Source organism: Pseudomonas sp. FSL W7-0098 (assembly GCF_005930585.1).
Lineage (GTDB): Bacteria > Pseudomonadota > Gammaproteobacteria > Pseudomonadales > Pseudomonadaceae > Aquipseudomonas > Aquipseudomonas bubulae.
Genome location: NZ_RXHW01000006.1, coordinates 13516 through 36724, shown reverse-complemented (window position 1 = coordinate 36724; position 23209 = coordinate 13516). Strand labels below are relative to the sequence as shown.

General features: G+C 57.6%; 18 protein-coding genes and 1 pseudogene. All 19 read left to right on the top strand.

The genetic code is table 11. The annotated features are described in order from the left end of the window. The first annotated feature begins 191 nt into the window (after nt 1-191). The 19 genes and pseudogenes from pyrH (at nt 192) to eno (ending at nt 23140) form a co-directional block, all read left to right on the top strand. Nucleotides 192-935, top strand: a complete 744-nt coding sequence (gene pyrH, locus FHL07_RS12650) for a UMP kinase (protein WP_003440426.1) — start codon at nt 192-194, stop codon at nt 933-935. After that, nucleotides 932-1489: a ribosome recycling factor gene (frr, locus tag FHL07_RS12645; RefSeq protein ID WP_016781983.1), complete on the top strand. Its 558-nt coding sequence runs from the start codon at nt 932-934 to the stop codon at nt 1487-1489. The genes pyrH and frr overlap by 4 nt, the downstream gene beginning before the upstream one ends. 15 nt (nt 1490-1504) lie before the next feature. Beyond that, nucleotides 1505-2260 carry a polyprenyl diphosphate synthase gene (gene uppS / locus FHL07_RS12640; protein ID WP_095001309.1) on the top strand — a complete coding sequence of 252 codons (756 nt, stop codon included), beginning with the start codon at nt 1505-1507 and terminating at the stop codon, nt 2258-2260. After that, a complete protein-coding gene (locus FHL07_RS12635) occupies nt 2260-3066 on the top strand; it encodes a phosphatidate cytidylyltransferase (RefSeq protein WP_130872020.1) in 807 nt (268 codons plus the stop codon). The genes uppS and FHL07_RS12635 overlap by 1 nt, the downstream gene beginning before the upstream one ends. Next, a complete protein-coding gene (gene ispC, locus FHL07_RS12630; RefSeq protein ID WP_095001311.1) occupies nt 3063-4250 on the top strand; it encodes a 1-deoxy-D-xylulose-5-phosphate reductoisomerase in 1188 nt (395 codons plus the stop codon). The genes FHL07_RS12635 and ispC overlap by 4 nt, the downstream gene beginning before the upstream one ends. A 43-nt stretch (nt 4251-4293) precedes the next feature. Further along, a complete protein-coding gene (gene rseP / locus FHL07_RS12625) occupies nt 4294-5646 on the top strand; it encodes a sigma E protease regulator RseP (protein ID WP_138738565.1) in 1353 nt (450 codons plus the stop codon). 75 nt (nt 5647-5721) lie between these two features. Next, complete coding sequence (bamA, locus tag FHL07_RS12620) at nt 5722-8082, top strand: outer membrane protein assembly factor BamA (protein ID WP_095001313.1); 2361 nt, start codon at nt 5722-5724, stop codon at nt 8080-8082. Nucleotides 8083-8126: 44 nt separating this feature from the next. Continuing rightward, nucleotides 8127-8630 (top strand): OmpH family outer membrane protein, encoded by a 504-nt coding sequence (locus tag FHL07_RS12615; RefSeq protein ID WP_003440444.1) that lies wholly within the window; start codon nt 8127-8129, stop codon nt 8628-8630. A gap of 2 nt (nt 8631-8632) precedes the next feature. Beyond that, nucleotides 8633-9687: pseudogene (gene lpxD, locus FHL07_RS12610) on the top strand (UDP-3-O-(3-hydroxymyristoyl)glucosamine N-acyltransferase). Between the two features lie 109 nt (nt 9688-9796). Continuing rightward, nucleotides 9797-10237, top strand: a complete 441-nt coding sequence (fabZ, locus tag FHL07_RS12605; protein WP_016781990.1) for a 3-hydroxyacyl-ACP dehydratase FabZ — start codon at nt 9797-9799, stop codon at nt 10235-10237. Then, entirely contained in the window at nt 10234-11010 is a 777-nt protein-coding gene (lpxA, locus tag FHL07_RS12600; protein ID WP_095001315.1) for an acyl-ACP--UDP-N-acetylglucosamine O-acyltransferase, read from the top strand. Before fabZ ends, lpxA begins: the two co-directional genes overlap by 4 nt. Before the next feature lie 2 nt (nt 11011-11012). Continuing rightward, entirely contained in the window at nt 11013-12143 is a 1131-nt protein-coding gene (gene lpxB, locus FHL07_RS12595) for a lipid-A-disaccharide synthase (RefSeq protein WP_095020568.1), read from the top strand. A gap of 11 nt (nt 12144-12154) precedes the next feature. Continuing rightward, nucleotides 12155-12763: a ribonuclease HII gene (rnhB, locus tag FHL07_RS12590; RefSeq protein ID WP_095001317.1), complete on the top strand. Its 609-nt coding sequence runs from the start codon at nt 12155-12157 to the stop codon at nt 12761-12763. A gap of 78 nt (nt 12764-12841) precedes the next feature. Continuing rightward, nucleotides 12842-16363: a DNA polymerase III subunit alpha gene (dnaE, locus tag FHL07_RS12585; RefSeq protein ID WP_095001318.1), complete on the top strand. Its 3522-nt coding sequence runs from the start codon at nt 12842-12844 to the stop codon at nt 16361-16363. Between the two features lie 184 nt (nt 16364-16547). Next, complete coding sequence (locus tag FHL07_RS12580) at nt 16548-17495, top strand: acetyl-CoA carboxylase carboxyltransferase subunit alpha (protein WP_016781995.1); 948 nt, start codon at nt 16548-16550, stop codon at nt 17493-17495. Nucleotides 17496-17625: 130 nt separating this feature from the next. Further along, nucleotides 17626-18942: a tRNA lysidine(34) synthetase TilS gene (gene tilS / locus FHL07_RS12575; RefSeq protein ID WP_138738564.1), complete on the top strand. Its 1317-nt coding sequence runs from the start codon at nt 17626-17628 to the stop codon at nt 18940-18942. Between the two features lie 272 nt (nt 18943-19214). After that, entirely contained in the window at nt 19215-20846 is a 1632-nt protein-coding gene (locus tag FHL07_RS12570; RefSeq protein WP_029611550.1) for a CTP synthase, read from the top strand. Between the two features lie 5 nt (nt 20847-20851). Continuing rightward, nucleotides 20852-21697 (top strand): 3-deoxy-8-phosphooctulonate synthase, encoded by an 846-nt coding sequence (gene kdsA / locus FHL07_RS12565; RefSeq protein ID WP_016781998.1) that lies wholly within the window; start codon nt 20852-20854, stop codon nt 21695-21697. 153 nt (nt 21698-21850) lie between these two features. Next, nucleotides 21851-23140, top strand: coding sequence for a phosphopyruvate hydratase (eno, locus tag FHL07_RS12560; RefSeq protein WP_095001321.1), 1290 nt, complete (start codon nt 21851-21853; stop codon nt 23138-23140). Nucleotides 23141-23209 lie beyond the last annotated feature (69 nt).

The following is a 23209-nucleotide window of genomic DNA, read 5'->3' as shown; positions in this document are numbered from 1 at the left end:
GACCCGAAGAGGCTGCCCGCTCACGCGCGCAGCCTCTTTTCAAATGGGAGGGGATTTTTCCTTCTCGGCGGAACCGGTTTGCAAAATCGTGTTCCGATGGTGCTGCTGTGCAGTGCCACAGCTAGAACAAGCGCGGGTTGAAAAATGACCTCGCACAGATTATCTATAAAACGCGGCAGGAGAGATTCGCAATGGCTCAGCAGGGCAGTGGTTATCAAGCTCGCTATAAACGCATTCTACTCAAGCTAAGCGGCGAAGCCCTGATGGGCTCTGAAGAGTTCGGGATCGATCCCAAGGTGCTCGACCGCATGGCGCTGGAAGTGGGCCAACTGGTCGGCATCGGCGTTCAGGTAGGACTGGTGATTGGTGGTGGCAACCTGTTCCGTGGTGCTGCATTGAGCGCCGCCGGTATGGATCGTGTGACTGGCGACCATATGGGCATGCTGGCTACCGTGATGAACGCCCTGGCCATGCGCGATGCGCTGGAACGTGCGAATATCTCCGCCATCGTTATGTCGGCCATTTCCATGGTTGGTGTGACCGATCATTACGATCGTCGCAAGGCCATGCGCCACCTGAATGCCAAGGATGTGGTGATTTTCGCTGCAGGCACCGGTAATCCTTTCTTCACGACGGATTCGGCAGCATGCTTGCGTGCCATTGAAATCGACGCTGATGTCGTGCTCAAGGCAACCAAGGTTGACGGCGTGTACACCGCAGATCCATTCAAAGACCCGCATGCCGAGAAGTTCGATCATCTGACTTACGATGAAGTACTGGATCGCAAACTGGGTGTTATGGACCTGACGGCCATCTGTCTGTGCCGCGACCACAAAATGCCATTGCGTGTATTTAATATGAACAAGCCCGGCGCCCTGCTTAATATTGTCCATGGCGGCGCTGAAGGTACTCTGATCGAGGAAGGTCAACAATGATCAACGAAATCAAGAAAGACGCTCAAACGCGTATGCAGAAGTCGCTGGAATCCCTGGCCCATGCATTTGGCCAGATCCGTACCGGCAAGGCTCACCCGAGCATTCTGGGCAGCGTGATGGTGCCTTACTATGGCTCGGATACTCCGATCAGCCAGGTCGCCAACATCACCGTCAAAGACTCCCGCACCCTTCAAGTTGTGGCGTTCGAGCGCAACATGCTGGGCGCAGTCGACAAGGCCATCCAGAGCGCCGGTCTGAACCTGAACCCGACCAACCTGGGTGAGCTGCTGCTGATCTCCATGCCGGCCCTGACTGAAGAAACCCGCAAGGTTTTCGCCAAGCAGGCCCGTGATGCAGCTGAAGATGCCCGTATTGCCGTGCGCAATATCCGTCGCGACGCCTTGAGCCAATTGAAAGACCTGGTCAAGGAAAAGGAAATCAGCGAAGACGAAGAGCGTCGTGCTGCTGATGATATCCAGAAGCTGACCGACAAGGCCGTGGCGGATATCGAAGTTGCCACCAAGCAGAAAGAAGCGGACCTGATGGCCGTATAAGGGTCAGGGCGTTTTATGGAAAAGACGAAGCAGGCTGACCCGTCATCTGTTCCGCGACATGTCGCGATCATCATGGACGGTAATAATCGCTGGGCAAAAAAACGCTTTCTGCCAGGTGTTGCCGGGCATAAAGCGGGTGTGGATGCAGTTCGCGCGGTCATTGAAGTGTGTGCCGGGGCCGGGGTCGAGGTACTGACCCTGTTCGCGTTTTCCAGTGAAAACTGGCAGCGGCCCGCCGCTGAAGTCAGTGCCTTGATGGACCTGTTTTTCAGGGCGCTGCGTCGTGAGGCCAAGCGCCTCAACGAAAACGAGATCAGCCTGCGGATCATTGGCGACCGCTCGCGCTTTCATCCCGACTTGCAAAAGGCGATGCGTGAAGCGGAAGCAATGACAGTGGGCGAAGGCCGCTTTGTCTTGCAGATTGCCGCCAATTACGGTGGCCAGTGGGATATCGCGCAGGCCGCGCAGCAGTTGGCGCGTCAAGTCCAGACAGGGCACTTGCAGCCGGAGGATATCACTCCGGGTTTGCTGCAAACCTGTCTGGTAACGGGTGATCTACCATTGCCCGATCTGTGTATCCGCACCGGTGGCGAGCACCGCATCAGCAATTTCTTGCTGTGGCAGCTGGCCTATTCCGAGTTGTACTTCTCCGACCTGTTCTGGCCGGACTTCAAACACGAGGCCATGCAGCACGCATTGGCTGATTTCGCTTCTCGCCAGCGCCGCTTCGGTAAAACGAGCGAGCAGGTTGAGGCTGGAGCCCGGATTTAATGCTTAAACAAAGAATCATCACTGCACTTATCTTGCTGCCAATTGCCTTGTGTGGCTTTTTCCTGCTCGAGGGCAGCGGCTTTGCGCTGTTTATTGGCCTGGTCGTGACCCTGGGTGCCTGGGAGTGGGCGCGTCTTGCCGGCTTTGAGGCGCAAGGTGCACGGGTGCTGTTTGCTGTAGTAGTGGCCGCGCTGCTGTTGGGGCTGCATATATTCCCCGATCTGGCGCCCTGGGTGCTGGGCGCGGCGGTGTTGTGGTGGGCGACAGCGACCTTTCTGGTGCTGACCTTTCCGCAATCGGCTGCGCACTGGTCGAGTATGGCGGCCAGGCTGGTGATCGGTCTGTTGATCCTGCTGCCGGCCTGGCAAGGTCTGGTCCTGATCAAGGCGATGCCGCTGGGCAACTGGCTGATCATGGCGGTGATGGTTCTGGTATGGGGCGCAGATATTGGTGCCTATTTTTCCGGGCGCAAATTCGGCAAGCGCAAGCTTGCCCCCAAGGTCAGCCCGGGCAAAAGCTGGGAAGGTGTATTTGGCGGTCTGTTGCTCAGCCTGCTGATCACCGCGGTCGTGGGTATAGTGCGTGACTGGAGCGCTTCGCAGATGTTTGTTGCGCTGCTGGGCGCTGCTGTGATCGTCCTGATTTCGGTGGTGGGCGACCTCACGGAAAGCATGTTCAAACGCCAGGCCGGGGTCAAAGACAGCAGTAACCTGCTGCCGGGCCATGGTGGTGTACTGGATCGTATCGACAGCCTGACGGCGGCGATCCCGGTATTTGCTGTATTGCTGTGGATGGCGGCTTCATGAGCCGTCCACAACAGATTACTGTTCTGGGGGCTACGGGTTCCATTGGCCTGAGCACCCTGGATGTTATTGCGCGTCACCCTGACCGCTATCAGGCCTTTGCCCTGACAGGCTACAGCCGTCTCGCCGAACTGCTGGCCTTGTGCATCAAGCACCGGCCGCAGGTTGCCGTGGTGCCGGATGAGCGTGCTGCCAGCCAGTTACAGGCGGATTTGCGCGCAGCCGGGCTCAATACCGAGGTATTGGTAGGTGAGGAGGGCTTGTGTCAGGTTTCGTCGGCTCCCGAAGTGGATTCGGTGATGGCGGCAATTGTCGGTGCCGCAGGCCTGCGCCCGACACTGGCGGCGGTCAATGCCGGCAAGAAGATCCTGCTGGCCAACAAAGAAGCGTTGGTGATGACCGGCGACCTGTTTATGCAGGCCGTGCGTCGCAGCGGTTCGGTATTGCTGCCCATCGACAGCGAACACAACGCGATTTTCCAGTGCTTGCCCCGGGACTTTTCCCGTGGCCTGGGTAATGTCGGTGTTCGTCGGATTTTGCTGACAGCCTCTGGTGGTCCATTTCGTGAGACGCCGCTGGCAGAGCTTGAGCACGTCACGCCGGATCAAGCCTGTGCTCATCCCAATTGGTCGATGGGGCGCAAGATTTCGGTAGATTCGGCCAGCATGATGAACAAAGGCCTGGAGCTGATCGAGGCCTGCTGGCTGTTTGATGCACGCCCGGAACAGGTCGAGGTGGTGATCCATCCGCAAAGCGTGATTCACTCGCTGGTCGATTATGTGGATGGCTCGGTGCTGGCCCAGTTGGGCAACCCCGATATGCGTACGCCGATTGCCAATGCCCTGGCCTGGCCTGAGCGGATTGACTCGGGTGTTGCGCCGTTGGACCTGTTTGCAGTGGCGCGGCTGGACTTCCAGCGCCCTGACGAGCAACGCTTCCCTTGTTTGCGTCTGGCTCGCGAGGCTGCCATGGCGGGCAATAGCGCGCCAGCGATGCTCAATGCGGCAAACGAAGTTGCCGTGGCCGCCTTTTTGGACGGGCGAATCCGTTATCCGCAGATCGCGCGTATTATCGAAGACGTATTGAACAGCGAGCCCGTTGTGGCCGTCGACGAATTGGAAGCGGTATTTGCCGCAGATAGCAAAGCCCGGATGCTGGCTGAACAGTGGTTGAGTCGTAACGGCTGAAAGTGATGTGAGCCGGAACCGGACAGAATCGCGGAGAAAGTAGATGAGTGCGCTCTATATGATTGTTGGCACCCTGGTGGCATTGGGTGTGCTGGTCACTTTTCATGAATTCGGTCACTTTTGGGTGGCGCGCCGTTGTGGCGTCAAGGTTCTGCGCTTCTCCGTGGGCTTCGGTACGCCTCTGCTTCGCTGGCATGACCGCCAGGGCACCGAGTTTGTAGTTGCTGCCATTCCGTTGGGTGGCTACGTCAAGATGCTCGATGAGCGCGAAGGCGAAGTGCCCGCCGAGCAGCGCGATCAATCGTTCAACCGCAAGACCGTAGGCCAGCGCATTGCCATCGTTGCGGCCGGGCCAATTGCCAACTTCATGTTGGCCATGGGGTTCTTCTGGGTGCTGGCAATGATGGGCAGCCAGCAGGTGCGGCCGGTCATCGGTGCTGTGGAGGGTGGCAGCCTGGCGGCTCAGGCCGGGCTGACTGCCGGTCAGGAAATTGTCTCCATTGATGGCGAGCCAACCACGGGCTGGTCAAACGTCAACCTGCAGCTGGTTCGCCGTCTGGGCGAAAGCGGTTCGTTGCAGGTGGTGGTGCGTGAGCCGGGTACGACGGCTGAAACGTCCCGTCAGTTGGTATTGAAAGACTGGCTCAAGGGCGCTGATGAGCCGGATCCGATCAAGTCGTTGGGGATTCGCCCATGGCGTCCCGAGTTGCCAGCCGTTCTGGCAGAACTCGACCCTAAAGGCCCTGCCCAGGCTGCCGGGCTTAAAACCGGTGACAAGCTGCTGGCCATCGACGATCAGCCGGTCAAGGACTGGCAGCAGGTCGTGGACTGGGTGCGGGTACATCCGCAAGCCCGTATTGTTTTGCATGTCGAGCGCGACGGTGTGCCGGTAGAGATTCCGGTCACGCTGGCTGCGCGTGGCGAAGGCAAGGCAGCAACCGGTTATCTGGGGGCCGGCGTCAAAGGTGTCGACTGGCCACCATCGATGATCCGTGAAGTCAGCTATGGCCCGCTCGCGGCAATCGGGGAGGGGGCCAAACGCACCTGGACCATGAGCATATTGACGCTCGACTCACTCAAGAAAATGTTGTTCGGCGAGCTCTCGGTAAAAAACTTGAGTGGACCGATAACCATTGCTAAAGTGGCGGGCGCTTCTGCCCAGTCGGGTGTTGCTGATTTCCTGAATTTCCTGGCTTATCTGAGTATCAGCCTCGGGGTTCTGAATTTGTTGCCCATACCTGTACTGGATGGGGGACATTTGTTGTTTTATCTGATCGAGTGGGTGCGTGGTCGCCCCTTGTCGGATCGGGTGCAGGGTTGGGGAATGCAGATCGGTATCAGCTTGGTGGTCGGGGTGATGTTACTTGCCTTGATCAACGATCTGGGCCGTCTGTAAACGCTTCGCTGAATTGCGAATCTGCCGCATTTTGCGGCAGTTTGTTTATTGCCAGTTGGAATAAGAAAGGACTTCATGAAACGTCTGCTGCTAACTGCGGTTCTCGCCGTACTGATGATCGCCGAAGTTCACGCCGAGTCCTTCACTATCTCTGATATCCGTGTCAACGGCCTCCAGCGGGTTTCCGCCGGTAGCGTGTTTGGCGCGTTGCCTCTGAACGTGGGTGAAGTAGCGGATGACCGCCGTCTGGTGGAATCCACTCGTGCGTTGTTCAAAACCGGGTTCTTTCAGGACATCCAACTGGGTCGTGATGGCAATGTGCTTGTTATCACGGTTGTCGAACGTCCTTCCGTCTCCAGCATCACCATTGACGGCAACAAGGCGATCTCCACTGATGACCTTATGAAAGGTCTTAAACAGTCGGGCCTGGCCGAAGGTGAAATCTTCCAGCGCGCCACCCTTGAAGGCGTGCGCAACGAACTGCAACGCCAGTATGTTGCCCAGGGCCGCTACTCGGCGACGGTAGACACCGAAGTGGTGCCCGAGCCGCGTAACCGGGTTGCCTTGAAGGTCAATATCAACGAGGGCACGGTTGCCGCGATCCAGCACATCAACGTGGTGGGCAACACGGTTTTCCCTGAGTCCGACCTGGTTGACCTGTTTGAACTCAAGACCACGAACTGGCTGTCGTTCTTCAAGAACGACGACAAGTACGCACGTGAAAAACTGTCGGGTGACCTTGAGCGTCTGCGCTCCTACTACCTCGATCGCGGCTATATCAATATGGATATTGCTTCGACCCAGGTATCGATCACGCCTGACAAGAAAAGCGTCTACATCACCGTAAACGTGAATGAAGGCGAAAAATACAATGTTGGCGAAGTGAAACTGAGCGGTGACCTCAAGGTTCCGGAAGATCAGATCAAGTCGCTGCTGCTGGTTCAGCCGGGCCAGGTGTTCTCGCGCAAGCTGATGACCACCACCTCGGAGCTGATCACCCGTCGTCTGGGTAACGAGGGCTATACCTTCGCCAACGTCAACGGCGTACCTCAGCCAAACCCTGAAGATCACACCGTGGCCATCACCTTTGTGGTCGATCCGGGCAAGCGTGCTTACGTCAACCGCATCAACTACCGCGGCAACACCAAGTCGGCTGACGAAGTGCTGCGTCGCGAAATGCGCCAGATGGAAGGTGGCTGGGCATCGACTTACCTGATTGACCAGTCCAAGGTCCGCCTTGAGCGTCTGGGCTTTTTCAAGGAAGTCAACGTCGAGACTCCGGCAGTGCCAGGCACTGACGATCAGGTTGACGTGAACTATGCAGTAGAAGAGCAGGCGTCGGGTTCCATTACCGCCAGCGTCGGTTTTGCCCAGAGCGCAGGTTTGATCCTGGGCGGTTCGATTACCCAGAACAACTTCCTGGGTACGGGCAACAAGGTCAGCATTGGCCTGACCCGCAGCGAATACCAGAGCCGCTACAACTTCAGCTATGTCGATCCGTACTGGACAGCTGATGGTGTGAGCCTGGGTTACAACGCTTTCTACCGCACTACCGACTACAAAGACCTGGACGTTGACGTAGCAAACTACTCGGTGGACAGCCTGGGTGCTGGTATCACCATGGGCTACCCGATCAGCGACACATCGCGCCTGACCTATGGCCTGACTGTGCAGCAGGATGAAATCAGCACCGGCCAGTACACCGTTGACGAGATTTTCGACTTCGTAAACCGTGAAGGCGACAAGTACCTCAACTTCAAGGCATCGGTCGGCTGGTCTGAATCGACCCTGAACAAAGGCGTATTGCCGACTCGCGGCAGCTCGCAGAGCCTGGTGTTTGAAACCACCATTCCAGGCAGCGACCTGCAGTTCTACAAGCTGGACTACCGTGCCCAGCTGTTCCAGCCGTTGACCGACACCTACACCATGCGCCTGCACACCGAGTTGGGCTATGGTGATGGCTATGGTTCCACCGAAGGCCTGCCGTTCTATGAAAACTACTACGCGGGTGGCTTCAACTCGGTACGTGGCTTCAAGGACAGCGCTCTGGGCCCACGCAGCACCCCAAGCCGTGGTGCTGGTGTAACCGGTAACGTAGGCACCATTGCCGACCCGGACCAGGATCCGCTGCCATTCGGTGGTAACGTGCTGATCCAGGGTGGTGTGGAAGTGTTGTTCCCTATGCCGTTCGTCAAAGACCAGCGTTCCCTGCGCACCTCCGTGTTCTGGGATGTGGGTAACGTGTTCGACACCAACTGCAAGGGCGATACCAAGGATTGCGATATCGGCTTCAGCAACCTGGCCAGCTCTGTGGGTGTTGGTGTGACCTGGGTGACTGCGCTTGGCCCGCTGAGTTTCAGCTTGGCCATGCCGATCAAGAAACCGGATGATGCCGACACTCAAGTGTTCCAATTCTCCCTCGGCCAGACTTTCTAAAGCCTGACTTCAGATACAGACAACGGATTTTTTAGGAGTGCATCGTGCGTAAGTTGACTCAATTGGTTCTCCTGGCTTCGGTTCTAGTGGCTGGCCCGGCTTTCGCCGACATGAAAATTGCCGTGCTGAACTATCAGATGGCATTGCTTGAATCGGACGCCGCCAAGCGTTACGCCGTAGATGCCGAGAAGAAATTTGGCCCGCAACTGACCAAGCTCAAAAGCCTGGAAAGCAGCGCCAAGGGTATTCAGGACCGTCTGGTAAAAGGCGGCGACAAGATGCAGCAGGGCGAGCGTGAGCGTCTGGAGCTTGAATTCAAGCAAAAGGCCCGTGACTTCCAGTTCCAGTCCAAGGAACTGAACGAAGCCAAAGCCGTTGCTGACCGTGAAATGCTGAAACAGCTGAAGCCGAAACTGGACAGCGCTGTTGAAGAAGTCATCAAAAAAGGCGCCTTTGACCTGGTGTTCGAGCGTGGTGCTGTGATTGATGTTAAACCTCAGTACGACATCACTCGCCAAGTTATCGAGCGCATGAATCAGCTGAAGTAATTATGACTGCGACTATAAAACTCGGCCAATTGGCCGAGTTCCTCGGGGCCACCTTGCGTGGCTCTGCGGAGAAAGAAATCACTGGGCTAGCCACTTTACAAGAGGCTGGCCCAGCTCAGTTGAGCTTTCTGGCCAACCCCCAGTACCGAAAATTCCTTGTCGACTGCCAGGCCGGAGCTGTATTGCTCAAGGCTGCTGACGCCGAAGAGTATCCCGGTGATGCCCTGGTTGTGCCGGATCCTTACCTGGCTTATGCGCGGATTTCCCATCTGTTTGATCCCAAGCCCAAAGCCACTGCCGGCGTTCATCCATCGGCAGTGATTGCTGCTGACGCGGTGGTTGACCCTGCGGCGAGCATTGGTGCGTTTGCCGTCATCGAAAGCGGTGCGCGCATCGCTGCCGGTGTCACGGTGGGCCCTCATTGCTTTATCGGGGCGCGTTGCGAAATCGGTGAAGGCGGCTGGCTGGCTCCACGCGTGACGCTTTATCACGATGTTCGCATCGGCAAGCGCGTGGTTATTCAGTCGGGCGCAGTGCTGGGCGGTGAAGGCTTTGGTTTTGCCAACGAAAAAGGCGTGTGGCAAAAAATCGCGCAAATCGGTGGTGTGACCATTGGTGATGATGTCGAAATCGGTGTCAACACGGCCATCGACCGCGGCGCCCTGGCCGATACCGTAATCGGTAATGGGGTCAAGCTGGATAACCAGATCCAGATCGCGCACAACGTTCAGGTCGGTGACCATACGGCCATGGCCGCATGTGTCGGGATCTCGGGCAGCACCAAGATCGGCAAGCACTGCATGCTGGCAGGTGGTGTCGGTTTGGTGGGGCACATTGAAATTTGTGACAATGTATTCTTGACTGGCATGACAATGGTGACCCACTCGATTACCGAGCCTGGCGCCTACTCTTCCGGTACCGCGATGCAGCCGGCCGCCGAGTGGCGCAAAAGTGCGGCACGTATTCGTCAGCTGGACGATATCGCCCGGCGATTGAAACAACTGGAAAAGCACGTCGGTAAGTGACCCCCGGCGGTAAAGCTTCTTCAAAAGGTTAATACAATTTCCATATCAAGCGTGCAGAGCCATTGGTTTGCTTCCTTGATTTGCTAGAGGAGCGCGCCTTAGTCGCGCGCGCCCAATCTTTATTACAGGCTTCCCCACGAAATGATGGACATCAACGAGATTCGCGAATATCTGCCCCACCGTTACCCGTTCCTGCTGGTGGACCGAGTGGTGGATCTGGATGTCGAGAACAAGCGCATTCGTGCCTACAAGAATGTCAGCATCAATGAGCCTTTTTTCAACGGTCACTTTCCGGCCCACCCGATCATGCCGGGCGTGTTGATCATCGAGGCCATGGCTCAGGCAGCCGGCATCCTTGGTTTCAAGATGATGGACCTTAAGCCGGCTGACGGTACACTTTATTACTTCGTAGGTTCCGACAAGCTACGCTTTCGTCAGCCTGTGCTGCCAGGTGATCAACTGATCCTTGAGGCCAAGTTCTTGAGCTGCAAGCGTTCCATCTGGAAGTTCGAGTGCCAGGCAACGGTTGACGGCAAGCCGGTATGCTCGGCTGAAATCATTTGTGCGGAACGCAAACTATGAGTTTGATTGACCCTCGCGCAATCATCGATCCGACGGCCATTTTGGCCGACGACGTCGAGGTCGGCCCTTGGTCGATCATCGGCGCTGGTGTGGAAATCGGCGAGGGGACTGTGATTGGGCCGCATGTGATTCTCAAGGGCCCAACCAGGATCGGTAAGCACAATCGCATCTACCAGTTTTCTTCGGTAGGCGAGGACACCCCTGATCTGAAGTACAAGGGTGAGGAAACTCGCCTGGTGATCGGTGACCACAACGTGATTCGTGAAGGTGTCACCATTCATCGCGGCACCATTCAGGACCGCTCTGAAACCACGCTGGGTGATCACAACCTGGTAATGGCCTATGCCCATATCGGCCATGACAGCGTTATTGGCAATCATTGCATCCTGGTCAATAACTCTGCGTTGGCAGGCCATGTGCACATGGGTGACTGGGCCATCCTGTCCGGTTTTACCCTGGTCCATCAGTTCTGCCACATCGGTGCGCACAGCTTTTCGGGCATGGGCACTGCCATTGGCAAGGACGTTCCTGCATTTGTAACCGTGTTTGGCAGCCCTGCCGAAGCACGCAGCATGAACTTCGAAGGCATGCGTCGTCGCGGCTTCAGTGACGATGCCATCCATGCCTTGCGTCGTGCCTACAAGGTGGTTTACCGCCAGGGGTTGACTGTTGATCAGGCGCTTGCGGAATTGGCAGAGCCTGCTGCGCAGTTCCCGGAAGTTGCCATGTTTGTAGAGTCCATTCGCTCTTCCACTCGCGGCATCACGCGCTAGTCATGGCCAGATTGCGTATCGCGCTGGTAGCGGGTGAGGCCTCGGGCGACATATTGGGTTCGGGGTTGATGCGGGCACTCAAGGCCCAGCATTCTGATATCGAATTTATCGGCGTGGGTGGTCCATTGATGGAAGCAGAGGGCATGAGCTCCTACTTCCCGATGGAACGTCTGTCGGTGATGGGCCTGGTTGAAGTGCTGGGTCGTCTGCGTGAATTGCTCAAGCGCCGCAAGCTGTTGGTTCAGACCCTGATCGCCGAAAAGCCCGACGTGTTTATCGGCATCGACGCCCCCGACTTCACCCTCAATATCGAACTTCAATTGCGTCGTGCCGGGATCAAGACCGTGCATTATGTGAGCCCGTCCGTGTGGGCGTGGCGGCAGAAGCGCGTGCTGAAAATCCGCGAAGGTTGCGATTTGATGCTGACGTTGCTGCCATTCGAGGCGCGCTTTTACGAAGAGCACGGTGTGCCCGTGCGTTTTGTCGGGCATTCGCTGGCAGACACCATTCCTCTTGAGGCCGACAAGGCCGGTGCGCGCGCCGAGTTGGGCCTGCCTGACGGGCCGTTGGTCGCCTTGATGCCGGGTAGTCGTGGTGGCGAAGTTGGCAAGCTTGGCGGGTTGTTTCTCGATGCCGCGCAAATAATCCGCCAAGCTCGCCCTGATGTGCGCTTTGTGTTGCCTTGCGCGAGCGCAGCGCGTCGTGAGCAGATCGAACAGTTGCTGGTGGGGCGCGACTTGCCGCTGACCTTGCTCGACGGCCAGTCGCACCTCGCGCTAGCGGCCTGTGATGCGGTGCTGATCGCATCCGGCACGGCCACCCTTGAAGCCTTGCTGTACAAGCGGCCGATGGTGGTGGCTTATCGCCTTGCGCGTCTCACGTTCTGGATTCTCAAGCGTCTGGTCAAAAGCCCGTATGTGTCGCTGCCCAACTTGCTGGCCCAGCGCATGCTGGTGCCCGAGCTGTTGCAGGATGCAGCCACGCCTGAGGCACTGGCCCGCACCTTGCTGCCTTTGCTTGAGGGTGGTGAAGAGCAGACCCGCGGCTTTGACGAAATTCATCGCACCTTGCGTCTCGACGCTTCCAATCAGGCCGCCAAAGCGGTATTGGACCTGATTGCACAATCCAAATGAGTAAAGTAACCATGCAAATCGGCTTGGACTTCAATCTGGTCGAAGACCTCGTGGCGGGTGTCGATGAAGTGGGTCGTGGCCCCTTGTGCGGTGCTGTGGTAACGGCCGCCGTGATTCTCGACCCCAATCGGCCTATCGCCGGGCTCAATGATTCGAAAAAGCTCACTGAAGCCCGTCGCGAAAAGCTCTTCGACGAAATTCGTGAAAAAGCACTGAGCTGGTGCATTGCCCGGGCCGAAGTCGAAGAAATCGACGAGCTGAACATTCTGCACGCCACCATGCTGGCCATGCAGCGCGCTGTTGAAGGACTGAGCATTACCCCGAAACTGGCCATGATCGACGGTAATCGTTGCCCCAAGCTGGCCATGCCAGCCGAGGCCGTGGTCAAGGGCGATAGCAAGGTACCGGCAATTGCCGCGGCATCGATTCTGGCCAAGGTCAGCCGTGACCGCGAAATGGCTGCATTCGAGCTGCAGTACCCTGGCTATGGCATTGGCGGGCACAAGGGTTACCCAACGGCCGTTCATCTTGCAGCCCTTGAGCGCCTGGGGCCTACACCGATACATCGCCGTTCGTTTGGTCCGGTGCGTCGTGCTTACGAGGCCCTTGAAGGCCTTTAGCCATAAGGCTGATGTTTTTGCCAAGGCCCGGTACAATCCGGGCCTTGTTGTTTCTCAAAGCTTATAGACAGGATCACCATGCCGGCTTCATTCGTTCACCTGCGCCTGCACACTGAATACTCCCTGGTCGATGGCCTGGTGCGGATCAAACCGCTGATCAAAACTCTGGCCGGCATGAATATGCCCGCTGTCGCGGTGACCGATCAGAACAACATGTGCTCCCTGGTCAAGTTCTACAAGGCGGCCATGGGCGGCGGCATCAAGCCGATCAGTGGTGCAGACCTGTGGCTGTCGAACAAGGACCCTGAAAACCCCCTCAGCCGTATCAGCCTGTTGGCGATGAACCCGTTGGGCTATCGCAACCTGACCGAGCTGATCTCCCGTGGTTACATCGATGGCCAGCGCAATGGCCAGGTCATCATCGAGCGCGAGTGGGTAGCCGAGGCCGCCGACGGCCTGATCATGCTGTCGGCTGCGAAAGAGGGCGAGATCGGTGTCGCGCTGATCAGTGGCAACACTGAAGAAGCCGAGACCCTGGCCCGAGAATGGATGACGGTGTTCCCTGACCGCTTCTATATCGAAGTGCAGCGCACCAAGCGTCCCAATGACGAAGAGCATCTGCATGCGGCTGTGGCTCTGGCAGACAAGATCGGCGCGCCGCTGGTGGCAACCAACGATGTACGCTTTATCAGGCAACAGGACTTTGAGGCTCACGAAACCCGCGTCTGCATTGGTGAGGGCCGGGCACTGGACGACCCGCGTCGCTCCAAGAATTACAGCGATCAGCAGTATCTGAAAAGCGCCGAGGAAATGGCCGAGCTGTTCAGTGACTTGCCTGATGCTTTGGCAAACACGGTTGAAATTGCCAAACGCTGCAATATCGAAGTAAAGCTGGGCACTCACTTTTTGCCCAACTTCCCGATCCCTGATGGCATGACCATCGATGAATATTTCCGCAAGGTGTCATTTGACGGCCTGGAAGAGCGCCTGAGCGTTCTGCTGCCCAAAGACACCACCGAGGATTACGACACCAAGCGTCAGGTGTATGTCGACCGGCTGAATTTCGAACTGGATATCATCATCCAGATGGGGTTCCCGGGTTACTTCCTGATCGTGATGGACTTTATTCAGTGGGCCAAGAGCAATGGCGTACCGGTAGGACCGGGCCGGGGGTCGGGTGCCGGCTCGCTGGTGGCCTATGTACAGAAGATCACCGACCTTGATCCGCTGGAATACGACCTCCTGTTCGAACGATTCCTTAACCCGGAACGGGTATCGATGCCCGACTTCGACGTCGACTTCTGCATGGATGGTCGCGACCGGGTAATCGAGTATGTGGCCGAAAAATACGGACGCAACGCGGTAAGCCAGATCATCACTTTCGGTTCGATGGCCGCCAAGGCGGTAATCCGTGACGTGGCGCGGGTGCAGGGCAAGTCCTACGGCCTGGCGGATCGTCTGTCGAAGATGATTCCGTTTGAAGTCGGTATGACCCTGGAAAAAGCCTTCGAGCAGGAAGAAATCCTGCGCGACTTTATCAAGGTTGATGAAGAAGCGGCCGAAATCTGGGAAATGGCCCGCAAGCTTGAAGGCGTTGTACGTAACGTCGGCAAGCACGCCGGTGGTGTGGTGATCGCACCGACCAAACTGACTGACTTCTCGCCGATTTACTGCGACGAAGAGGGTGGTGGTCTGGTTACCCAGTTCGACAAGGATGACGTTGAGTCTGCTGGCCTGGTGAAGTTCGACTTCCTCGGTCTGCGGACCCTGACAGTGATCGACTGGGCGTTGAAAACCATCAACCGCGATCGCGCCAAGGTCGACGAGCCGCCGCTGGATATCGCCTTTATCCCGCTGGACGACAAGCCGACCTACCAGTTGCTGCAAAAGGCCGAAACCACCGCGGTGTTCCAGCTCGAGTCGCGCGGTATGAAAGAGCTGATCAAAAAGCTCAAGCCCGACTGCCTGGAAGACTTGATCGCACTGGTGGCCCTGTTCCGTCCAGGGCCGCTGCAGTCAGGCATGGTTGATGACTTTATCAACCGTAAGCACGGTCGCGCCGAACTGGCGTACCCGCACTCCGATTACCAGTACGAAGGCCTCAAGCCTGTATTGGCACCCACTTACGGCATCATTCTGTATCAGGAACAGGTGATGCAGATTGCCCAGGTCATGGCCGGTTATACCCTCGGCGGCGCTGACATGCTGCGTCGGGCCATGGGCAAGAAAAAACCCGAAGAAATGGCCAAGCAGCGCGGTGGCTTTATTGAAGGTTGCGCCAATAACAATATTGACGCTGACCTGGCCGGTAACATTTTCGACCTGGTGGAAAAATTTGCCGGTTACGGTTTCAACAAGTCCCACTCCGCTGCCTACGGCCTGGTGTCGTACCAGACCGCCTGGCTGAAAACCCACTACCCGGCGCCATTTATGGCCGCGGTACTGTCGGCGGATATGCACAACACCGACAAGGTGGTGATCCTGATCGAAGAGATTCGCAGCATGAAGCTGCGTCTCGATGCGCCGGATGTGAATGCCTCGGAGTTCAAGTTCACGGTGAACGATGAAGGCCGGATCATTTATGGCCTGGGGGCGATCAAGGGGGTGGGCGAGGGGCCTGTCGAGGCCATTACCGAGGCGCGTCAGGACGGCCCGTTCAAGGATTTGTTCGATTTCTGCGCCCGGGTTGACCTCAAACGTATCAACAAGCGTACTCTTGATGGCCTGATCCGCAGCGGTGCCCTTGACCGCCTGGGGCCGTTTTTCCATGACGAGCCCAAGGCCTGGCAAGCCAACATCGACCAGAACCGTGCGGTGTTGCTGTCGGCGCTGGAAGAAGCGATCAAGGCAGCCGAACAAACTGCGCGCACCCATGACAGCGGGCACGCCGACCTGTTTGGCGGGTTGTTTGTCGAGGCTGATGCGGACGTCTATGCCCACCACCGCAAGGCCAGGGAACTGACGCTCAAGGAGCGACTCAAAGGCGAGAAGGACACTCTGGGCCTGTACCTGACCGGCCATCCGATTGACGAGTACGAGGGCGAGATCCGCCGCTTTGCCCGCCAGCGCATTATTGATCTCAAGCCAGCCCGTGATACCCAGACCGTTGCCGGGATGATTATCGCGTTGCGGGTGATGAAGAACAAAAAAGGCGACAAGATGGGCTTTATCACTCTCGATGACCGTTCGGCGCGCATTGAAGCGTCGTTGTTTGCCGAGGCGTTTCATTCGGCGCAGTCGCTGTTGCAGACTGATGCGATGGTGGTGGTCGAAGGTGAAGTCAGCAATGACGACTTCTCCGGTGGCCTGCGCCTGCGGGTCAAACGGGTGATGAGCATGGAAGATGCACGCACCAGTCTGGCCGAGAGCTTGCGCCTGAAAGTGAACCGGGACGCGCTCAAGGGTGATCAGTTGCGTAATCTGGGCGAGTTGCTGAAAAAACATCGCGGAGCCTGCCCTGTCACCATGGAGTACACGGGCGAAGAGGCCAAGGCCATGTTGCAGTTTGGCGAGACCTGGCGGATCGATCCGGCAGACAGCTTGATTCAAGCCCTGCGTGACCAGTTCGGGCGAGACAACGTCTTCCTCCAATACCGTTGACGGTCAGGGGCCATAGCTGCGCCCTGACCTCGACCTGAATTTTTAATCTCGACCTGAGAGCGCCTGTCCCTTAAGGTAGGCGCGATACAGATCAACCGGCTGCCCCAGCTCGGTTAGAAACGCCAGCAATTGCTGGGTTTCAGACCCTCTGGCATGCTTTGCCGCCGACCCAAGACGGATGCTTATGAACCCGAATTTTCTTGATTTCGAACAGCCGATTGCTGACCTGCAAGCCAAAATCGAAGAGTTGCGCTTGGTTGGTAATGACAATTCGCTGAATATCAGTGATGAAATCTCTCGTCTGCAAGACAAAAGCAAAACGCTGACTGAAGATATTTTCGGCAAGCTGACCAGCTGGCAGATTGCCCGTTTGGCCCGTCACCCGCGTCGTCCCTACACGCTGGACTACATCGATCACATCTTCACCGAGTTTGATGAGCTGCATGGCGACCGCCACTTTGCCGATGACGCTGCCATTGTTGGCGGTATTGCCCGTCTGGACGATCAGCCAGTGATGGTGATTGGTCATCAGAAAGGCCGTGAAGTGCGTGAAAAGGTACGACGCAACTTCGGTATGCCGCGCCCTGAAGGCTACCGCAAGGCCTGCCGTCTGATGGAAATGGCCGAGCGCTTCAAGATGCCGATCCTGACCTTTATCGACACGCCGGGTGCTTACCCGGGTATCGACGCCGAAGAGCGCAACCAGAGCGAAGCCATTGCCTGGAACCTGCGCGTCATGTCGCGCCTGAAAACCCCTATCATCGCCACCGTTATCGGCGAAGGCGGTTCGGGCGGTGCATTGGCCATTGGCGTGTGCGACCAGTTGAACATGCTGCAGTACTCGACCTACGCGGTGATCTCGCCGGAAGGTTGCGCCTCGATTCTGTGGAAAACCGCCGAAAAAGCGCCGGACGCAGCTGAAGCCATGGGTATCACTGCAGAACGCCTGAAAGGCCTGGGCATCGTCGACAAGGTGATTGGCGAGCCATTGGGCGGCGCGCACCGTGACCCGGCTGCGGCTTCTGCGAGCATTCGTGCCGATCTGATTTCCCAGCTCGACATGCTCAAGAAGCTGGATCACGAAGCTCTGCTCAAACGTCGTTATGATCGTTTGATGAGCTACGGTCTCTGATACCTGATTAAAACCGGCCCTCACCCCAACCCTCTCCCGGAGGGAGAGGGAGCTGATTGGTGGTGTTCTCGCTACCGCGTGCGGTCAGTCCCCTCTCCCTCCGGGAGAGGGCTAGGGTGAGGGGCTTCTAATGGCTGACATGTCAACTCTACTTCTGCAAGCTCTCGGCCCCTGGCGCAACGCCAAGGCCTGGCACGTCGCGCTCTCCGGCGGACTCGATTCCACTGTTCTGCTGCACCTTCTCGTTCAATTACGTAAAACCCACTCATTACCGCCTATCACCGCTGTCCATGTGCATCATGGCCTACAGGCGGCGGCCGATGCGTGGCCAGCCCATTGTCAGGCGCTGTGTAAGGGGCTTGGAGTGCCCTTGCAGGTGATTGCCGTGCAGGTGCAGGCGGGCGCAAGTGTCGAGCGTGCAGCGCGGGATGCGCGCTATCAAGCGTTTGCGGCGATCAGCGGTGCCGGGGAGGTGCTGCTGCTCGGGCAGCATCGCGATGACCAGGCTGAAACCCTGTTGTTTCGCCTGTTGCGCGGGGCGGGGGTCAGCGGCCTGGCGGGCATGCCGCGCCAGCGTCGCCTGGGCGCAGGACACCTGTGCCGGCCTTTGCTGGACGTGTCCCGCGCCCAGCTTGAGTCATATGCCCGAGCACAAGGGCTGAGCTGGATTGAAGATCCGTCCAATAGCCAGACAGACTTTTCCCGCAACTTCCTGCGCCATGAAGTCCTTCCGGTCCTCGCTCGGCGCTGGCCCCAGGCGGCTGCCACCATGGCCCGCAGCGCAGCGCACTGTGCCGAGGCGCAGGGTTTGCTGGATGAACTGGCCCAGCAGGATTTGCACGCTGCGGGCTCTACCAGCGAGTTTGCCTGGCTTGGCTTGCCCTCCCTGGAACTGACCGCCATCGCCGGCCTGTCACCTGCCCGTCAGCGCAATGCCTTGCGTCACTGGCTGTCAGCCTTCACGTCATTGCCGGACACCGACCATTGGGCGGGGTGGGATGCCCTGCGGGATGCCCGCATCGATGCGCAGCCGGTGTGGAAGCTCGCAGACGGCGAGTTGCATCGTGCCGGTGGACGTATTTGGTGGCTGGCCGGCGAATGGTTGCACCAACCGATCGCCCCGGTGTTGTGGCCCTGTCCTGATCAGGCCCTGGCGCTGCCGGGTAATGGTCGTGTGCATTTTGTCGGGGATATCCCGGATGGCCCTTTGCAAGTGAGCTATCGTCTAGGGGGCGAAGTGATGGCGCAGGCACAGCGCGGTCATCGTGATCTCAAGCGGCTGCTCAACGAGCGAGGTGTTCCGTTGTTTGCCCGTGGCAGATTGCCGCTTCTGTACCGCAATGAGCAGTTATTGGCCGTGGCAAACCTCCCTGGACTGGACTCCAGCCCCTGTGGGCGCTGGAAATTGCAGTGGCTGCCAACTTCGAGCGATCAAGGTTTGAGCTGAAAGGGGGTTTCCGGTAGACTACGCTCCCTTCTTGATACAACTTCTGTGGATTCACCAGAATTGCAGATGTTGCCGATTACCAAGCAGTCTTTGCTGGGCGATTTTAAAAAAATGTGTGGCTTGCATCGAACCGGTGGTTTCCATCGGTCTGTTTCAACGCAGCAGTTTTTCGAAAGGTGCACTGTGACTAATGCTGGTGATTGGGGGCTTCGGCCTTCCTTCGCTTTCCCCGGCGGCTCTGACCGCTTTAACGCAGACTTCTAGGGTTTTTCATGACGCGCTACATCTTCGTCACGGGCGGTGTTGTTTCTTCATTGGGGAAAGGCATTGCCTCGGCTTCATTGGCAGCCATCCTGGAGGCGCGGGGACTTAAGGTCACCATGCTGAAGCTGGACCCCTACATCAACGTTGATCCGGGCACCATGAGCCCGTTCCAGCACGGTGAAGTGTTCGTCACGCACGACGGCGCCGAAACCGACCTGGACTTGGGCCATTACGAGCGGTTTATCCGCACGACCATGACCCAGAACAACAACTTCACCACGGGCCGCGTTTACGAACACGTCCTGCGCAAGGAGCGCCGTGGTGATTACCTGGGTGCAACCATTCAGGTAATTCCGCACATCACCGACGAAATCAAACGTCGGATCATCAAGGGCGCCGGCGATGCCGACGTAGCGATGGTTGAGATTGGCGGCACTGTGGGTGACATTGAGTCGCAACCGTTCCTCGAAGCTATCCGTCAGCTGCGCATCGAAGTGGGCGCCAAGCGCGCCATGCTGATGCACCTGACTCTGGTTCCGTACATTGCCACCGCTGGCGAAACGAAAACCAAACCTACACAGCACTCGGTTAAAGAGCTGCGTTCCATCGGCCTGCAGCCAGACGTACTGATCTGCCGCTCCGATCACCACGTTGATGTGTCTTCGCGTCGCAAGATCGCGCTGTTCACCAACGTTGAGGAACGTGCTGTCATTTCGCTGGAAGACGCCGACACCATCTACAAGATCCCGGGCATGCTGCACGCTCAGGGCCTGGATGATTTCGTCGTTGAGCGCTTTGGCCTGGAATGCAACAGCGCCGACCTGTCCGAGTGGGACAAGGTCGTCGACGCCAAGCTGAACCCGGAGCACGAAGTCACCATCGCGATGGTCGGCAAGTACATGGAACTGCTGGACGCGTACAAGTCGCTGATCGAAGCGATGAGCCACGCCGGTATTTCCAACCGTACCAAGGTCAACCTGCGCTATATCGACTCCGAAGACATCGAAAACAAAGGCACCGAGCTGCTTGAAGGTTGTGATGCCATTCTGGTTCCTGGCGGCTTCGGTCTGCGCGGCGTCGAAGGCAAGATCACTGCCGTTCAATATGCACGCGAGAACAAGGTGCCATACCTGGGTATCTGCCTGGGCATGCAAGTAGCGGTTATCGAGTTCGCACGTAATGTGCTGGGCTGGAAAGACGCCAACTCCACCGAATTCGATCGCAGCAGCGGCCATCCGGTTGTCGGTCTGATCACCGAGTGGGAAGACGCCACCGGTGCAGTCGAAACCCGTACCGAAACTTCCGACCTGGGCGGCACCATGCGTCTGGGCGCGCAGGATTGCCAGCTGCAAGCCGGTTCCCTGGTTCACGATTGCTATGCCAAGGACGTGATTGTTGAACGTCATCGTCATCGCTATGAAGTGAACAATAACCTGCTGCCGCAACTGACCGAAGCAGGCCTGAAAGTGACCGGTCGTTCCGGTGACGGCGCGTTGGTAGAAGTGGTTGAAGCTCCGGATCATCCTTGGTTTGTCGCTTGCCAGTTCCACCCGGAGTTCACCTCCACGCCACGTGATGGCCATCCATTGTTCACCGGTTTCGTCAAAGCTGCACTGGCGCAACACGAGAAGAAGGCGTAATCAGAATGGCGCAAAAGATTATCCGTGTAGGCAATATCGAAATTGCCAACGACAAGCCAATGGTCTTGTTCGGTGGCATGAACGTGCTGGAAAGCCGTGATATGGCCATGCAGGTGTGCGAAGAGTACGTACGGGTCACCGAAAAGCTCGGTATTCCTTACGTGTTCAAGGCCAGTTTCGACAAGGCCAATCGTTCATCTGTCAGCTCTTACCGTGGCCCAGGCCTCGAAGAAGGCATGCGGATTTTTCAGGACATCAAGGCCGCCTTCGGTGTGCCGCTGATTACCGACGTCCACGAGCCTGCGCAAGCGGCCGTGGTCGCCGAGGTCTGCGACATCATCCAGTTGCCGGCTTTCCTGTCGCGTCAAACTGACCTGGTCGTGGCCATGGCCAAGACCGGCGCCGTGATCAACATCAAAAAAGCCCAGTTCCTTGCGCCTCAGGAAATGAAACACATCCTGAGCAAATGCGAAGAAGCGGGCAATGATCAGTTGATCCTCTGCGAACGTGGCTCCAGCTTTGGCTACAACAACCTTGTTGTCGACATGCTGGGCTTCGGCATCATGAAGCAGTTCGAATACCCGGTGTTTTTCGACGTGACCCATGCGCTGCAAATGCCTGGCGGTCGCTCGGACTCTGCCGGTGGTCGTCGTGCCCAGGTAACCGACCTGGCCAAGGCTGGTATCAGCCAGAGCCTGGCCGGTCTGTTCCTGGAAGCACACCCGGATCCTGACAACGCCAAGTGCGACGGCCCTTGTGCCTTGCGCCTGGACAAGCTGGAGCCATTCCTGGCTCAGCTGAAGTCGCTGGATGAGTTGGTTAAAAGTTTTCCGACAATAGAAACCGCGTAACCCTCGTTTCTCCGGTAAAGTACCGCACGATTTCTCGGGCCTCAGGGCCCGAGCCTTATCGCCCGCAAGGCTGCCCGCTATTTGACCCTTGCCGCCGATAACAATATTTCCCTCAGCTGCGTCGTTTTCGTCAACTTTGGAGTATTTACAACAATGGCAAAGATCGTCGACATCAAAGGTCGTGAAGTTCTCGACTCCCGTGGCAATCCCACTGTGGAAGCGGACGTGCTTCTCGACAACGGCATCATCGGCAGCGCTTGCGCGCCGTCCGGTGCTTCCACCGGTTCCCGTGAAGCGCTGGAACTGCGTGATGGCGACAAAAGCCGTTACCTGGGCAAAGGCGTGCTGAAAGCCGTTGCCAACATCAACGGCCCGATTCGTGATTTGCTGCTGGGTAAAGACCCGGTTGACCAAAAGGCGCTGGACCACGCGATGATCGCGCTGGACGGTACTGAGAACAAAGGCTCCCTGGGCGCCAACGCCATCCTGGCCGTGTCTTTGGCTGCTGCCAAAGCTGCTGCCCAGGACCAGGACCTGCCGCTGTACGCACACATCGCCAACCTGAACGGCACTCCGGGTGTTTACTCGATGCCGGTTCCGATGATGAACATCATCAACGGTGGCGAGCACGCCGATAACAACGTCGACATTCAAGAGTTCATGGTTCAGCCGGTTGGCGCCAAGACCTTTTCTGACGCGCTGCGCATGGGCACCGAAATCTTCCATCACCTCAAAGCAGTGCTCAAGGCCCGTGGCCTGAACACCGCAGTGGGCGACGAAGGTGGTTTCGCACCGAACCTGGCGTCCAACGAAGATGCTCTGAAAGTCATTTCCGAAGCCATCGCCAATGCCGGTTACACCCTGGGCACCGACGTGACCCTGGCGCTGGACTGCGCGGCGAGTGAATTCTACGAAGACGGCAAGTACAACCTGTCGGGCGAAGGCCAGGTGTTCAGCTCCGAAGGTTTTGCTGAATACCTCAAGGGTCTGACCCAGCGTTACCCGATCATCTCCATCGAAGACGGCCTGGACGAGTCTGACTGGGATGGCTGGAAAATTCTGACCGACAAAATCGGTGAGAAAGTACAGCTGGTAGGCGACGACCTGTTCGTGACCAACACCAAGATCCTGAAAGAAGGCATCGACAAGAGCATCGCCAACTCGATCCTGATCAAGTTCAACCAGATCGGCACCCTGACCGAAACCCTGGAAGCCATCCAGATGGCCAAGGCTGCAGGTTACACGGCTGTGATCTCGCACCGCTCCGGCGAAACCGAAGATTCCACCATTGCCGACCTGGCCGTGGGTACCGCCGCTGGCCAGATCAAGACCGGCTCGCTGTGCCGTTCCGATCGCGTTTCCAAGTACAACCAATTGCTGCGTATCGAAGAGCAACTGGGTGCAAAAGCCAAGTACAACGGCCGTGGCGAGTTTCGCGGCTGAGTACTTAATGGTAAAAAGTCAGCAGGTAGTGTCGGAAAGCTCGCCAAGTCGGGTCTTTTGACACTAATC

Excerpts from the sequence above, each read along its gene's own strand:
- frr (WP_016781983.1), top strand. The coding sequence starts at position 932 with ATGATCAACGAAATCAAGAAAGACGCTCAAACGCGTATGCAGAAGTCG.
- FHL07_RS12570 (WP_029611550.1), top strand. The coding sequence starts at position 19,215 with ATGACGCGCTACATCTTCGTCACGGGCGGTGTTGTTTCTTCATTGGGG.
- dnaE (WP_095001318.1), top strand. The coding sequence starts at position 12,842 with ATGCCGGCTTCATTCGTTCACCTGCGCCTGCACACTGAATACTCCCTG.
- tilS (WP_138738564.1), top strand. The coding sequence starts at position 17,626 with ATGGCTGACATGTCAACTCTACTTCTGCAAGCTCTCGGCCCCTGGCGC.
- FHL07_RS12635 (WP_130872020.1), top strand. The coding sequence starts at position 2,260 with ATGCTTAAACAAAGAATCATCACTGCACTTATCTTGCTGCCAATTGCC.
- ispC (WP_095001311.1), top strand. The coding sequence starts at position 3,063 with ATGAGCCGTCCACAACAGATTACTGTTCTGGGGGCTACGGGTTCCATT.
- fabZ (WP_016781990.1), top strand. The coding sequence starts at position 9,797 with ATGATGGACATCAACGAGATTCGCGAATATCTGCCCCACCGTTACCCG.
- kdsA (WP_016781998.1), top strand. The coding sequence starts at position 20,852 with ATGGCGCAAAAGATTATCCGTGTAGGCAATATCGAAATTGCCAACGAC.
- rseP (WP_138738565.1), top strand. The coding sequence starts at position 4,294 with ATGAGTGCGCTCTATATGATTGTTGGCACCCTGGTGGCATTGGGTGTG.
- rnhB (WP_095001317.1), top strand. The coding sequence starts at position 12,155 with ATGCAAATCGGCTTGGACTTCAATCTGGTCGAAGACCTCGTGGCGGGT.
- uppS (WP_095001309.1), top strand. The coding sequence starts at position 1,505 with ATGGAAAAGACGAAGCAGGCTGACCCGTCATCTGTTCCGCGACATGTC.
- lpxB (WP_095020568.1), top strand. The coding sequence starts at position 11,013 with ATGGCCAGATTGCGTATCGCGCTGGTAGCGGGTGAGGCCTCGGGCGAC.
- eno (WP_095001321.1), top strand. The coding sequence starts at position 21,851 with ATGGCAAAGATCGTCGACATCAAAGGTCGTGAAGTTCTCGACTCCCGT.
- pyrH (WP_003440426.1), top strand. The coding sequence starts at position 192 with ATGGCTCAGCAGGGCAGTGGTTATCAAGCTCGCTATAAACGCATTCTA.
- bamA (WP_095001313.1), top strand. The coding sequence starts at position 5,722 with ATGAAACGTCTGCTGCTAACTGCGGTTCTCGCCGTACTGATGATCGCC.
- lpxA (WP_095001315.1), top strand. The coding sequence starts at position 10,234 with ATGAGTTTGATTGACCCTCGCGCAATCATCGATCCGACGGCCATTTTG.
- FHL07_RS12580 (WP_016781995.1), top strand. The coding sequence starts at position 16,548 with ATGAACCCGAATTTTCTTGATTTCGAACAGCCGATTGCTGACCTGCAA.